Raw genomic sequence first — 15,261 nt, 5'->3', positions numbered from 1 at the left:
AAGTAAGAGAATATCACTAGCTATAAAGATAGTAGAATGCCTATGTTACGAAGACAGACGGTATGTTTAAATAAATAATAATAGCTTCACCAGCCCTTATTTAGTTCACTAGTCATTAGTATAATATACCGTTTTAGACTATAATAATCATACAGACCATCATAAACAAGATAAATCATAATTCAGCCACTTTTTGTCTTCAGTTTTCAGTCTCATCCTCATCTCCAAATAAAAAATTTATCTTTGTGGCTATGTCTAAAAACTTCGAAGACTTTAAATTTAATAGACAAATATTAAATGCAATAGAAGAGGCCGGGTACACTCAGCCAACACCTATACAGGAAAAAGCTATTCCGCCTATATTAAATGGACAGGATGTGCTTGGAATAGCCCAGACGGGAACCGGAAAGACAGCAGCCTACGTTTTACCTATAATTATGAAACTGAAATATGCTCAGGGTGACGACATCAGAGCATTAATTTTAGCCCCTACAAGAGAGCTGGCGCTTCAAATAGAAGAAAACGTAAAGATTTATTCGAAATATACAGATTTACGTTCGCTAGTGGTTTTTGGTGGAATTGGACCAAAAGCACAGGCAGAACAAATGGCAAACGGTGTAGATATATTAATCGCTACGCCGGGAAGGTTTATGGATTTGTATCTGGACGGCCATATCGTAACTAAAAAATTGCAGGTATTGGTATTGGACGAGGCAGATAAGATGATGGATATGGGATTTATGCCTCAGATCAATAAAGTATTGGAAATTGTGCCTAAAAAGCGTCAGAATCTATTATTTTCTGCTACTATGAGTGAGAAAGTAGAGCGTTTGTCTGATAATTTCCTGCTTTGGCCAACTAAAATAGAAGTTACACCGCAGGCCACACCAGCACAGACTGTAGAACAGGAACTTTATTTTGTACCTAACCAGAAAACCAAAATCAACCTCTTAAAAACTTTTGTAGAAGATGATCCGGATGTTTCCAAGCTGATTGTTTTTTGCCGAACCAGAGCAGTAGCAGAAAATGTTTACCGCTTTTTACTACGCCGGTTTAACGAGAACCATGTGAAGGTTTTACATGCCAATAAGGGACAAAATACCAGAATCAATTCCATAAATTCGTTTAAAAATGATGAAGTAAGAATTTTGGTAGCTACAGATGTTGCCGCGAGAGGTATAGACGTAAGTGCTGTTTCACATGTTATTAATTTTGAGGTACCGGTAGTATATGAAGATTACGTACACCGTATAGGAAGAACCGGACGAGCTTTTAACCAGGGAAAAGCAATAACTTTCTGTAATCCGGCAGAGGAATATTACATCCGCAAGATAGAGAAACTCATTCGTCAGCAAATTCCGGTAAAAGACATTCCGTCTAAGGTTTTCATAGAAGATACACCTTATGAAGAACGTCAGGCCATAGCCAGAGAAATAGATAATCAGAAGAGAAAAGACAATCCGGATTTCAAAGGAGCCTTCCACGAGAAAAAAACAGTTAATCAAAAAGCAAAATTTAAGGCACAGAGAGCAAAAGCAACAGGAAAGACCTTTTCTAAAGGTAATTTTGGAAAGAAGAAAAAAAGATGAGCCTATCCAGCATAAAGATAACCCCACTAACTATAGTTACCGCCATATGCATATTTTATGCAGGTATTTTTATAATGGAAGATAAAGAGTCGGCCATTGCATCTGACCATTATATGCGGGCATTATATACTTTAATTTTGGCGATTGTTCTTTTTATAACAGACATTGTTTTTAGAAGAATAGTTCCAAATACAAAATGGATTTGGTTAATTCAGGTTTCTTTTATAGTCTTGATAGCCATGATGATTTTAATTTTTAAAAAGATATGAGAACAGCAGAAATTAAACTAACAGTAGAATTAGACGATAAAAATATTCCGGAAAATATAACATGGGAATCTACAGACGGAGAAAACCAGGACGCTTTAGCCGTAAAGTCTATGATGCTGGGACTTTGGGACCCAGGATATAAAAACACACTGAGAATTGATTTATGGACAAAAGATATGCCTTATGATGAAATGAAGGTGTTCTTTTGCCAGAATTTACTGCAAATGGGAGATTCTTTCCTGAGGGCTTCAGGTGGTGACCCAATGGCTGAAAAGCTTATAGCTGATTTGAAAGACTATTGTGAACACTTCTCCGAAAAGATGGATATAATGAATAAATAAAAAAGAGGGCATAGTCCTCTTTTTTTATAGATTTATACGAAAATAAAATAAGGAATAATTTATATGGATCATCTAGCCGTTCGTCGCAGGTTACTTTTAGGCATATCCGTTTCTTTGATACTGGTAGCCTTCGTTCAGGTTTTTGCTTACTTAAGTTTAAAAGGTGTAGAGAAAGACTACGACTGGGTGTTACATACAGAAAAGGTAATTAATGAGAATAATAAGCTGATTGCTTTAATTTCAGAAGCAGAGGCAAACCATAGAGGTTACCTTTTACGGGGCTACGATATTTTTTATCAGGAATATCAGCAATCAATTAATGGTATAGACGATACAGGTGCTAATCTGAAAGAATTGGTCAACGATAATCAGTTATCTAATCAAAGGGTAGATAAACTTCAACAATTGATATCTCATAAGATAAAAGTTATGGAAGATTTATTGGATTTAAAACGTAATCAATACCGGGGAGATAAAACTGAACAAGAGCTTGCAGAAGAAGGTGTGAGCTTTATGAAGAATATAAAAACTGAATCGGAAAGACTAAATAAGTATGAGCATGATTTGTTGATACAAAGAAAGGAAAATACAAATAAAGCATTAACAAGATCTGTAACGGTAATTGTTATTGGAACTTTTATAGTTTTCCTGATTGTTTTTATCTTGTTTAATACTATAAGTTCGGCGTTTGAAGATCAAAGAAAAGCAAGAAAAGAAATTGCTGAAAAAAATGATTCCTTAGCCGATTTAAATAAGAAAAATGAAAATAAGAACTGGTTGTTAACCGGAATAAGCTTACTCAATAATAAACTTCAGGGCGATTTATCTGTTTTAGAAGTATCTCAAAATATAGTTTCTTCTATTGCGGAATATGCAGGTGGAAAAGTTGGAGCCATTTATATTGTAGATCAGGAAAACCGTTCTCAATTAAAACTGGTATCGGGTTATGCATTGAAGCTTGATGATAACGCAAAAACTATTTTTGACCTGTCAGATGGATGGGTAGGACAGGTTGCCAGAGACGGTAGAGAAATGGTTATAAAGGGAAGTTTAGCAGATCATCTGGGGATTACCTCTGGCTTGGTAAAAGAAAGTCCATTGCACTGTATTTTAGTCCCATTTTCATATAATGGCAAGTTAAAAGGAGTATTGGAGATAGGCTTTTTGGACGAAATATCAGACGCTGTCAAAGATTTTATTTTAAATTCTTCCCAACTTCTGGGTGTTGCAGTAAATACAGCAGAGTCCAGAGAAACTTTAAAAACACTATTCGAACAGACACAGCAGCAGGCAGAAGAGTTAGAAAGCCAGCAGGAAGAACTAAGAGTAAGTAACGAAGAATTACTATCTAAAACCGAATTGTTACAAGCTTCAGAGGAAGAGTTAAGGGTTCAGCAGGAAGAATTAAGACAAATTAATATCGAACTGGAAGAAAAGGCAAGAGTATTAGAAAATAATAATCTGCAGCTGGAAAATGCCAAGAATACTTTGGCTATAAAAATGCAGGAACTAGAACAGGCAAGTAAGTATAAGTCAGAATTTCTGGCAAATATGAGTCATGAATTACGTACTCCATTAAATAGTATACTTATTCTGGCCAAGATATTAAAAGAAAATAAAGGAGGTCGTTTATCAGACGACGAGACTAAATACGCTAATGTAATCCACAGGGCAGGAGCAGATTTATTGTCTTTAATTAATGATATTCTGGATCTGTCGAAAATAGAATCGGGATTTATAGAACTTAATCCCGAGAATTTAGATGTTAGAGATTTAGAAGAAGATTTAAGACAACTGTTTGATGAAGTTGCCAAGAATAAAGGCGTAAATTATGTTATAACAAAAGATAGTAGTCTGCCAGACATTATTTATGTAGATAGGATGAGAATAGAGCAGGTTCTGAAGAACTTGTTATCCAATGCCTTCAAATTTACCTCTAAAGAAGGCACTGTAGAACTATTTATGCAAGAAAAGGATGACCATCTCCACTTTTCGGTAAGAGATACAGGAATTGGTATAGCAGCCGAAAAGCAAAAAATAATTTTTGAAGCATTCCAGCAGGCAGACGGCTCTACAAACAGGGAATACGGTGGAACTGGTTTAGGATTATCTATTAGCAGGGAATTATCCAGGTTAATGAATGGCCAGATTATTTTAAAAAGTGAGATAGGAAAGGGAAGCGAATTTACTTTAAGTATACCAATTAACGGTCGGGCCGTTTCATCAGATAAATCTGATAAAGAAACAGAATTGCTGAAGGTTAAGGAAGAATTGCCGGTTGTTTCCATTGCATCTTTTCAAAAAGAAGAAAACGCAACAAATCATCCTCAAAGAAACAAACCATTGTTAATGATCGTAGAAGATGATGTGGTTTTCAACGATTTATTAAAAGATTATGCTACCAGGGGTGGGTTCGAAACCATTCAGCATTATAGCGGAGAAGATGCAGAACAGGAAATAGAAAATCTGCTGCCCGATGCTGTTTTATTAGATATAATGTTGCCTGGTATAGATGGTTGGCAGGTATTGCGTAACATAAAAGCTAATCCTAAAATAGCTTACATTCCAGTACATATGATGTCTGCTGGAGACTTTTCAGATAAAAAAGCCATCAAAGAAGGTGCAATATCTTTTTTGAAAAAACCTTTAGAATACCAAGATCTCGATGCACTTTTCAAAAAACATGTTACTAAAAATAATATTTCGGTATTTAAGAAAGTCCTTTTAGTAGAAGATCAGCAAGATCAGAGTGACGCTTTAAAGTTATTGTTTAAAGATAGAAACATAGATATTGTTCAGGCGCTGACAGGTAAAGAAGCTTTAGAAACTTTAGAAAGTCAGTCTTTTGATTGTGTAATTCTGGATTTGAATCTTCCTGATATCAATGGAATGGATCTTTTGGAGCAAATTAAGAAAAAAGATGCAAAAGTTCCGGTAATCATTAATACCGCGATGGAATTGGAACAGGATAAGTTAAAGCAGTTACTAAAATATTCTGATGCCACAGTGCTAAAATCACCTAAGTCTGGCGATAGATTAATAGACGAAGTGAATCTTTTCTTACATAAAGTAAAGGAAACAGAACCGTCTAAGCGATTAAAATCTATAGAAGATACCGAAAGTCTCGAGTCTGCTCTTAAAAATAAAGTAGTCCTGTTGGTAGACGACGATATGAGAAATATTTTTTCAATAAGTGCTGTCCTCGATCAATATGGATTAAAAGTTGAGATTGCAAATGACGGAGTAGAAGCTCTTGAAAAATTAAATGAACTAAAAGTAGTTGATATCGTGTTGATGGATATTATGATGCCAAGAATGGATGGTTATGAAACAATGAAGAGTATCAGGCAGAATAATGTATGGAAAAAGTTGCCAATTATAGCTTTAACAGCAAAAGCTATGAAAGACGATAAAGAGAGGTGTATAGCAGCGGGAGCAAATGACTATATAACGAAACCGATAGATAATGATCAACTTGTATCGCTCATGAAGATTTGGGTATCTTAACTATTACTGCCTGTGATTAAATTGAAACATTTAACATTTGAAGAATTAGATGAAATCATCTTAATGATTAAGATGCGTTTCGATTTCGATTTTTCCCTCTATAGCAAGGCTTCACTGAAAAGAAGAGTAGAACGTATTCTTAATTTAAAAAAGTGGAGTGTTTTTGATTTGAAAAGCCAGATTGTTAACAACAATTCGTTTATTCAGTATCTCATAACGGAAATTACAGTAAACGTTACTGAAATGTTCAGAGATACTAATTTGTTTAAAAGTGTAATCGAAAATGTCATTCCATATTTATCTTCTTTTCAACAAATAAAAGTATGGCATCCGGGCGTGTCAAGTGGAGAAGAGCTATATTCTTTTGCTATACTTTTCAAAGAATCCGGCTTGTATGACAGGTCGTTCTTTTACGGAACTGATGTTAACCAACAGGTATTAGACGAAGCAAAAAAAGGTATATACTCCTTGAAAAAGATGAAATCCTATTCAGAGAATTTTTACAAAGTGAACATGAAAGGGCCTTTTTCAAAATACTATACGGTTATGTATGATAATGCGATTATAACCGAAGAGCTTAAAAAAAGATCACTTTTTTCTGTTCATAATTTAGTTTCTGATGGTGTGTTTAATGAGTTCCAGCTGGTTTCCTGTAGAAATGTGTTAATTTATTTTCAGCAAGAGCTTCAGGACAGGGTGTTAAACTTGCTGATAGACAGTTTGTGTCCATTGGGGTTTTTAATCCTGGGATCTAAAGAGTCCATCAGATCATCGGCAATCAGATCAAGATTAAGAATAGTGGATATACATGAAAATGTTTATCAAAAGATATGAAATAAATAAATATTCCTGGATAGTTTAGTGGGTATACCAAACAGGACATCTGACGCTAAAGAATAAACAGATGAAAGACATACAATTGATAATTATAGGCGGATCGGCAGGGGCATTTTTGCCCATTTTGGACATTGTTAAAAGTTTACCCAAAGGCTTTAAATTTCCCGTGCTAATTATATTGCACAGGAAATACAGTACACAATACGATTTAGATAAGCTATTGAGTGAGCAGTGGGATGTGAAAATAAAAGAGATTACCGATAAGGAAACGATTGAACCGGGAATAGCTTATTTAAGCCCGCCCGATTATCATGTGTTGATTGAAAAGGAAAGAATATTTGCTTTGGATAAATCCGAAACGTTATGGTATTCCAGACCTAGTATAGACATTACATTCGAAAGTGCGGTAGATGTTTATGGAGGAAAAATATTGGCTATTTTACTTTCAGGAGCTAACAGAGACGGAGCTGATGGACTGCTTGCCATTAAAGAAGCAGGAGGAATAACAATTTTACAGGATTTGGAAGAAGCCAAGTTTCAGGCAATGCCGGGTGCCGCACTGGAACAACAGGCACAGACCTACATTTTAAATATAGAACAAATAAAAGAATACCTTTTTACATTAAATAGTAATGGATAGGATGAATGTACTGATAGTAGACGATAAAGAAGAAAATATTATTGCGCTGGAAGCACTTATACAAAGGGATGATATCAAAATTATTTCAACAACATCGCCTAACGAAGCTCTTAAATTAGCCTGGGATAACAACATTTGTTTAGCACTTATTGATGTGCAGATGCCTAATATTGATGGTTTTACATTAGCAGAGATGTTAAAGTCCCATCCCAGAACCCGGGATATTCTTATACTTTTTGTCACAGCTATTTCTAAAGAATCCAAATACGCTGTAAAAGGGCTTTCCACAGGGGCAATGGATTACCTGTATAAGCCATTAGATCCAATTATTACGATAGCTAAGGTAGACTCTTTTATCAGACTGGCAAAAGCCCAGCTGGAAATTAAAAGTAAGAATGCTGCATTAGAGCGCTATGCTGTTATGATAGCCAATTCGGCTGACATCATTTGTGTTATAGATGAGAACAATAAACTGATAGAAGAAATAAACCCAGCAGTAGAAAAGATTCTTGGTTTTAAGAAAGAAGAACTGTTGGAAAGGCCTGTATATGCATTAGTCCCTAAAGACAAACTTGAAGATTTTAGAGAAGAACTCATAAAAATAGATCAGGAGAGGGAAAGGACATTTGAGTTTCAACTATTAAATAAGGAAGGAGATTTCGTATGGACCGAATGCAGAGTTACCGCCAGTAAGAAAAAATACTTCTTCAGTATCAGTAATCATACTTTACAAAAGCAATATGAAGAGCAATTAATCCATTCAAAAGAAGATGCTATACAGGCCCGAAATGTAAAAGAAACGTTTTTGGCCAATATGAGTCACGAACTGAGAACACCGTTAAATGGCATTATAGGTATTGCAAATTTATTGAAACAGACTAATCTCGAAGACTCTCAGGCGCAAATGGTTAAGTTGCTGGAAGATTCTTCCCAGTCTTTGTTAGGTGTGGTAAATGATATTCTGGATTTATCTAAGATAGATGCAGGGAAATTTATTCTGGTAAAGAAAGAGGTTAATATCTATCATGTGCTGAAATCTTCCATCGAATTAATGAAGGCTAAAGCAACTGAGAAATTATTAGATCTGAATCTGGAGATTGATCCGAGGCTACCCAAATATATCGAGACAGACCCCTTGAGGCTCAATCAGATTTTAATGAATTTGATGAGCAATGCGATTAAATTTACCGAAAAGGGATATGTGAGTTTATGTGCTAATCAAACATCGTCTGAAGGTGATGATATAACTGTTAAGTTTGAAATTAAAGATACCGGAATTGGTATTCAGCCAGAACGACAGGAAAAAATATTTGAATCGTATGAACAGGCAGAAGACGATACGTCGTTGAAATATGGAGGAACAGGCCTTGGTTTGGGAATAGTCAAAAAATTGGTTGAATTACAAAACGGAGAAATTGGATTTAGCAGCGAATTTGGAAAGGGCTCTGTTTTCTGGTTCGAGTTGACATTTAAGGCAATAGAGAATTATATATCACCCAAAGCAAATCAGGAAGAATTAACTCCATTCATGGGTGTGAGAGCGCTTGTAGCAGAAGATAACCAAATTAATCAGTTTATTGTGGCAAAATTTCTTAAAAATTGGAATATAGAGGTAGATCTTGTACAGGACGGAGTAGAGGCAATAGAAAAATTAAAGCAAAATAGTTATGATTTTATTCTGATGGATACCTATATGCCGAAGCTTGGAGGGTATGATACGACCAGGTACATCAGAAAAGAATTTGCAGAAGATAAGAAAGATATTGCCATTATTTCTATGTCGGCGGCGGTTCTGGAAGACGAAAAAAATGCAGCTCTGGAAGCGGGTATGAACTACGTATTAACAAAACCATTTATTCCGCAAGATCTTCACCGACTTATACATACGATAGTTCTTAATCATAATAAGCAAAATGTGAATGCGTAATAATATCGATGAATTTGAAAGCTTTAATTTAATTCGATAATTATTTAAATGATTTTAATCGGTAACGGAAACCTGTTTATACTTTCAATTTTTAACTCTAAACTTTCGACCTCATATAAACATGCGCTCTGATTTTTCTTTTTTTACAAAGTTTTCGCAATCAGTATCAGATATCCCGCTACCCGAGAAATTCAATTATCCCTTTTATTATGAACCCCATCCGTTATGTATTATTGCTGCTGAAGAATTACAGCAACATTTGGAGAATCAGAAAGACTGGATACACAATTTTGGATTGGATCCAAATCAGGAAGGGTTAATTATTGGGAAAATGTTTGGTGTTCTGGTAGTTAAAGATACTCAGGGAAATTTAGGGTATATCTCTGCCTTTTCCGGTAAATTAGCAGGAGCAAATCATCATCCTAAATTCGTTCCACCAGTATTTGATTTGTTAGAGGAAGGCAGCTTTTTTATAGAAGGCGAAAAAGAACTCAACGAAATAAACAGAAGGCTGGAACAGTTAGAAGGAAACAGATTCTATAAAGATTTAATAGAATCGACAACAAACAAGATTGCTGAAATCCTGATAGCAACAGATACTGAGAAGCAAAAATTGAAAGAAGGTAAAAAGCAGCGAAAACATCAAAGAGAGTCCGCCCAGGCAACTTTAAATCAATCTGAATATAACAATTTATGCGAACGGTTAAAAGAAGAGAGTCTGAAACAGCAATATTTTGCTAAACTTAAACTAGATGCTTTAAAAATACAAAAAGAGGAAGTCGAAAAAGATCTGGTTGCTTATGAAAGCGAAATAAACCAATTAAAGGAACTTAGAAAAGAAAAGTCTGCTGCTTTACAGCAACGTATATTCGAACAATATACCTTTTTGAATATTGATAAAAAGCAAAAAAGCTTGTCTCATATATTTAATGAGGATTTGGGAATATTTCCTCCGGCCGGTGCGGGCGAATGCGCAGCACCAAAGCTTTTGCAATATGCATTTCTAAACGATTTGAAACCTATTGCCATGGCAGAGTTTTGGTGGGGACAGTCGCCTGTTTCGGAAATAAGAAGACATAAGAATTTTTATCCGGCTTGCAGAGGGAAATGTGAGCCTATTCTTAACCATATGCTGGTTGGTATGAAGGTAGATGAGAATCCGATGTTACAAAATCCGGCAGAAGGTAAACAAGTTGAGATAGTTTATGATGACGAATATCTTTGCGTGATCAATAAACCAGCGGAATTCCTTTCTGTTCCCGGAATTAACATTACTGATTCTGTTTACGAACGTATGCGGGCAAAATTTCCCGAGGCTACCGGACCTTTAATCGTTCATAGACTGGATATGTCTACTTCTGGAATAATGCTGATTGCGAAGTCTAAGGATATTTACACCCAATTGCAAAGCCAGTTTATAAAACGTACAGTTCAAAAGCGCTATGTAGCTCTTTTAGACGGTTTAATCGAAGTCAGCGAAGGGATTATTGATTTACCGTTGCGTGTAGATTTGGAAGACAGACCACGACAAATGGTGTGCTATGAATACGGTAAACCCGCTAAAACCAAATGGAGAGTTTTGGAAAATCGGAATGGGCAAACCCGTGTTCATTTCTGGCCAATAACAGGAAGAACTCATCAGTTGAGGGTTCATTCAGCACATAAATTAGGTTTGAATTGCCCAATTGCAGGAGACGATATCTATGGTGTAAAAGCAAATCGTTTGCACTTACATGCAGAGTGGATACAGTTTTACCATCCTGTTTTGCAAAAGACTATGAGTATTAACGTAGAAGCAGATTTTTAGTAGAGTCTTACCTCTCCCAAATCTCCTGTTTTACCTCATTTCTAATCCTAATCAGGTTTGATTGGAGCAGCTATAGGCCTGGTGTTTGTATTGCCTTTTGGTTTGTTGTTATTAGTAGGAGTGTTTACAGGACCTTGTTGCTGCTGTCTTCTTTTGGCAAAAATATTTCTGATGAACTCAGCAAAAGTATCGTATTCCTGTGTGAATACAAGACCAAATCCGTTTACATAAATATCTCTGTTAAGGTTGAAGAAATCTCTATTGGTAGGTCTCTGAAAAACTTTAGCAACAAAAGTACCATCTCTGTTGATGTTATAAGTCATCTCTAAATCGCGGGTGAGATCTGTAAAACTGGAGTTTAATATGTTGTTGTCCAGCATATTGTCGACATTGTACTTGTTGTTTACAAAGTTCCCGCTGATTTTTAAGCGATTATCAAAGAAGCTATAGCTTCCTCCGATTTCGCTCTGAGACCTTACGTTAATATCTAAATTCTTGATATTTAAAGATTGGGAGATGATATTATTTAGTTTACTAAAAGCCAGTTCTAAACCAGAACCTAAAAGATCACTATTGGTAAAGCCAATTCCAGCGCCGGAGCTGCCATTGAAATTATTCCTTACAACAAGGTTAATAACTTGTTGTGATTCGTTGTCTTCGTTATCTAAATAACCCTGTAATTCTGTTTTAATACCCGTGTTGTTAGGAAATTCCAATCCGAAATTAATGTCCGGATTTAGTAGCGATCCATTTAAAATCATTTCAGCTTCAGCCAGAACCCGTTCATTTCTCCGGTCGTCAGATAATGTTCTGCCGGCTGCCTGATATAAGGGTAAGAGATTGGCCCGGGTTGAATAAGCAGCACTCAGGTTAATAGTTGCTTCGCTCGGGTTTCCTGTCCAGCGAATGGTTCCTCCCTTTTTAATTTCAAAGGTTTTGTTAATCACGTTATTAGATGTAAAGTCAAATTTACCATCATCAATAATATAATCACCAAACATTTCAAAATCCCCTAAAGAGGTAATCCGTAAACGTAAGAGTCCATCTCCGCGTCCGTAAATATTCCCGACATCGGTAATCAGGTTGGCTACAGAGCTGTGTCCAACTGTAAGTTCGAACTCCATAGTTAATCCTTTAAAGAAGTTTTCTCTAACAGGAGTAAAGACAGAAGTGTCTTTTGCTACATAAGTTATAAAATCATTTTCACCAATGGTAGCTGCGGCATTGAACGGAATAGTAAATACGGTACCTTCTTCGGTTCTGGCTTTAATATTTATGTCCATTGCGTCTGTTGGGCCTTCGAAAGTAAAGGTTCCTGTTGCGAAAGCACTCCCGTAATATAAAGGATTGTCTTTTGCTGTAGTATTTAAAGCTAAAAAGTTAGTAGCTTTTATAGTCGCTTGAATATTCGGATTAGAGGCATCGGTTAAGTCTACAGTTCCGTTTGCTATTGCAGTATTGTTGTATTTATCAGACAGAATAAGATTGTCCAGATTGATAATGCTGTTATTAAAAGTGACGTCATCATTTATAATGTAAGGCGTTTTTAGGTAATTTACAGTAAAGCCAGCATTTATTAGATTTACATTTCCGTTAATCTGAGGTTTACTGAACGGACCTGTTACTTTTAGCGTAGAAGATATCTGACCTTTTAGATCAGAAACCAGTTCATTCACAAATGGTTCAAATATAATTATCTCGGTGCCATTGAGATTTACATCCAGATTAAGGTTTTCCGCATCTTTTTTAAAATCAACAATACCGGCTATATCTGCAGTTCGCTTTTTATTCTTTTCTATAGTAGACTTTATCTGAATATTATTCTGTTGATTATCGAATTGAGCGTTTACCAGCATTTTCCCAATATCCGTTTCGTTATATTTTAAAGAATCTATACTTAAATCGGCATTAATATCGGGTTCGCCTAAAATCGCTGATAAATTGGCAGAGCCGTTCATAATACCAGAAAGTTCTACACCTAATCCTTTTGTGAGCTGGCTTAAAGAAGACAAGCGGAAATTCTCTGTTACAATTTCCAGTAAATCGTCTTTTGAAGAAGAGATAGCGCCATTTATGGCTAAAATCTGCTGTTTATTCGAAAGTTCGAAGTTTTCGATGATTGTTCTTTTTTCTTCAAATTTGAATTTTACCTTATCCTGAATTTTCCAGACATCATTTTCGATAATCAGATCTGAAGGCAATAAGCTTAATTTAGCGAGGGTGTCGCTACCAAACTCTACCAAACCGTATAAGTCGAGCTGGTTAACAGCATCTTTATCGGATAATTTAATGTTGAATGTTAAGCTATCGCTCTTTAATGTGTTTTGAAGAACAATATTCTTTACAAACATGTTGTTGTTTTCCAGCTCAATCTTATCTAAAGTAACCGTAGTCTCAAAAGACTTATCGGTAGTAATCTGGTCGATAATTACATTGCTGAAAATGATATTATTATACGAAACTGTTTTAGCAAAAGCGTTGAGGCTGACAAAGTTTTTTTCGGAATCGAACTTTCCGTTAAAAACACCCCGATCCGGAATTTTAAGTTCGGGAAAGAAAATACTTGACAGATGGTTGAAATTTTTCAGATCTACAGTAAAATCAAAGTTCTGATTTTTAGGAATTACAGTCTTGAATTGGGCCTTTGGAATATATTTCTTAATTACTGTTTTAAAAGCGGATGGTAGAGTGGCTAAATCGTACTGTCCTCTAATACTGGCATCTCCAATATCCGACGTTAAAGCCAAAAGTCTTTCTTTTCCAATTCCTTCGGCTGTTAAATCTACAGTATTGATAACGAAAGAGGTGTCTTTTGTAGTTGTTTTAATATTATTTAGTGCAAGCTTACCCTGTATATTATCTAAATTGTAACCAGAAAAGTTTGTCTTAAAATCAGTATCTATTTGTATAGTGTCTTTACTAAGGTTTAATTTATGCAAATTGGCAGATCTGATATTCGCATCAAAATTAAACACCGGCAATTCAGTATTGAAATTTGCTATTCCGTTAAAGTTCAGCTTTATATTCTTGTCATTAACCGTAATAATTCCATTGAAGAGAAGTTTGTCCAGGCCTCCTTTAATATCAATATTGCTATATCTGTAACCATTAAAGTCAAAGTATTTTATTTTGGCATCAAACTCTTCAGAAAGCGTATTGGTGTCAAAATTTTTTCCTTTAATATTAGCGGTAAAACTTGTTCGCTTTATACTCTCTTCGTTTAAAAGTTCTCCAATGTTAAAATCTAAACCCTCTACTTTTCCAGTGTAAACAGCTTCGCCATTGGGAGTAAACTTCATGTTTACATCAGATTTAACCAAACCTAATTTAGTTTTAAACTCGCCATAAGCAATAAAATCATTATGGAAGCCAACGTACTTTCCTTTAAAGTTGATATGTCCAAACTTGTCGAATACTTCAGGGAATTTGTTGATATCGTTAAAGGTTAATTTACCTAAAACGAATTCCATATCCTTTTTATCTGTAGCAATCTGGTCAAAGCGTAAATCCATAAAAGTATTCTTCCAATCAGGAAGACCCTTAATATCGAAATCACCTTTAATGTAAGTGCTTTTACCAGCTTTGATAGTGAGCGATTTGGCTTTCAGATTATTAACCAGACCTTTTACCAAACCATCTGCTTCGATAGAGAAGTTCATACCTTTAATGTCAGGAGCAAAAAAAGCAATATCCTCAGACCATATTTTAGTATTTTTGAAATGGCCTTCTACCCGAATTTTTTTAGTGAAATTTTTAAAATCTCTAAAACTATCGAATTTCATACTATAGAAATCCCGTAAAGTTGTATTTGGAGTTTCTAATAGCAGATTATTTAAAGTAATATGGTTATTGTCTACAACAGTAAGTGCAGTTAAATTCTTTAAATAAAAACCACTCTTTTCTTTAAACGTTAGGTTATTGATTTGCGCCTTTAAAAGATGGGTTTTAGTATCTAAACCCGAAATCTCGGTACTGAAATTTTTCAGGTGTACATTATCATAATTTACTCCACTAGGATAGACATCGGTAGAATAATAATTGATGTATTTTAAATCAAGATTTTCGAGTTTGATCTTATCAAAATTAATATCGAAAGGTTTTCCTCCTTTTTTTAATGTATCAACAGATCCTGAACTAAAATAATTGATAATAAAGCTAAGGTTGGTGGTAGAATCTTTGTACTCTTTGAAGAATAATTTTCCGTCTTTCAGCGATATAAAGTCGATGTCAATCTTTCGTTCAGAAATAGGAGCGAAGTATCTGATATCAACGCTTAACAAAGGAGCCTGTAACAAAGTATCTTTCTCCAGGTCTTCTATTAAAAAACCTTCCAGCACTAAAGAT

The 15,261-nt window shown here is 35.2% G+C and carries 9 protein-coding genes; 8 read left to right on the top strand and 1 reads right to left on the bottom strand.

Going from position 1 to position 15,261, the window contains the following annotated elements:
• The first annotated feature begins 251 nt into the window (after positions 1 to 251).
• The 8 genes from ABWO41_RS07780 to ABWO41_RS07745 all read left to right on the top strand — a co-directional run bounded on the left by ABWO41_RS07780 (position 252) and on the right by ABWO41_RS07745 (position 10,917).
• On the top strand, positions 252 to 1,589 hold the full coding sequence (locus ABWO41_RS07780; RefSeq protein WP_353135990.1) for a DEAD/DEAH box helicase: 1,338 nt from the start codon (positions 252 to 254) through the stop codon (positions 1,587 to 1,589).
• Positions 1,590 to 1,663: 74 nt separating this feature from the next.
• Positions 1,664 to 1,858 carry a hypothetical protein gene (locus tag ABWO41_RS07775; RefSeq protein ID WP_353135987.1) on the top strand — a complete coding sequence of 65 codons (195 nt, stop codon included), beginning with the start codon at positions 1,664 to 1,666 and terminating at the stop codon, positions 1,856 to 1,858.
• Positions 1,855 to 2,199 carry a gliding motility protein GldC gene (gene gldC / locus ABWO41_RS07770; protein WP_353135984.1) on the top strand — a complete coding sequence of 115 codons (345 nt, stop codon included), beginning with the start codon at positions 1,855 to 1,857 and terminating at the stop codon, positions 2,197 to 2,199. The genes ABWO41_RS07775 and gldC overlap by 4 nt, the downstream gene beginning before the upstream one ends.
• A gap of 63 nt (positions 2,200 to 2,262) precedes the next feature.
• Positions 2,263 to 5,706, top strand: a complete 3,444-nt coding sequence (locus ABWO41_RS07765; RefSeq protein WP_353135981.1) for a response regulator — start codon at positions 2,263 to 2,265, stop codon at positions 5,704 to 5,706.
• Positions 5,707 to 5,718: 12 nt separating this feature from the next.
• Complete coding sequence (locus ABWO41_RS07760; protein WP_353135978.1) at positions 5,719 to 6,540, top strand: CheR family methyltransferase; 822 nt, start codon at positions 5,719 to 5,721, stop codon at positions 6,538 to 6,540.
• Positions 6,541 to 6,610: 70 nt separating this feature from the next.
• Positions 6,611 to 7,183, top strand: coding sequence for a chemotaxis protein CheB (locus ABWO41_RS07755; protein WP_353135975.1), 573 nt, complete (start codon positions 6,611 to 6,613; stop codon positions 7,181 to 7,183).
• The gene (locus tag ABWO41_RS07750) at positions 7,176 to 9,110 is read left to right on the top strand and encodes a response regulator (RefSeq protein ID WP_353135972.1); all 1,935 of its coding nucleotides are present in this window, start codon (positions 7,176 to 7,178) and stop codon (positions 9,108 to 9,110) included. The genes ABWO41_RS07755 and ABWO41_RS07750 overlap by 8 nt, the downstream gene beginning before the upstream one ends.
• 121 nt (positions 9,111 to 9,231) lie before the next feature.
• A complete protein-coding gene (locus ABWO41_RS07745) occupies positions 9,232 to 10,917 on the top strand; it encodes an RluA family pseudouridine synthase (RefSeq protein WP_353135969.1) in 1,686 nt (561 codons plus the stop codon).
• 47 nt (positions 10,918 to 10,964) lie between these two features.
• Here ABWO41_RS07745 and ABWO41_RS07740 read toward each other — a convergent pair.
• Positions 10,965 to 15,261, bottom strand: a 4,297-nt coding sequence (locus ABWO41_RS07740) for a translocation/assembly module TamB domain-containing protein (protein WP_353135966.1), incomplete at its 5' end; no start/stop codon positions are given.

The organism is Pseudopedobacter sp. (assembly GCF_040392825.1).
GTDB lineage: Bacteria > Bacteroidota > Bacteroidia > Sphingobacteriales > Sphingobacteriaceae > Pseudopedobacter.
This window is presented reverse-complemented; position numbering and strand designations above follow the sequence as displayed.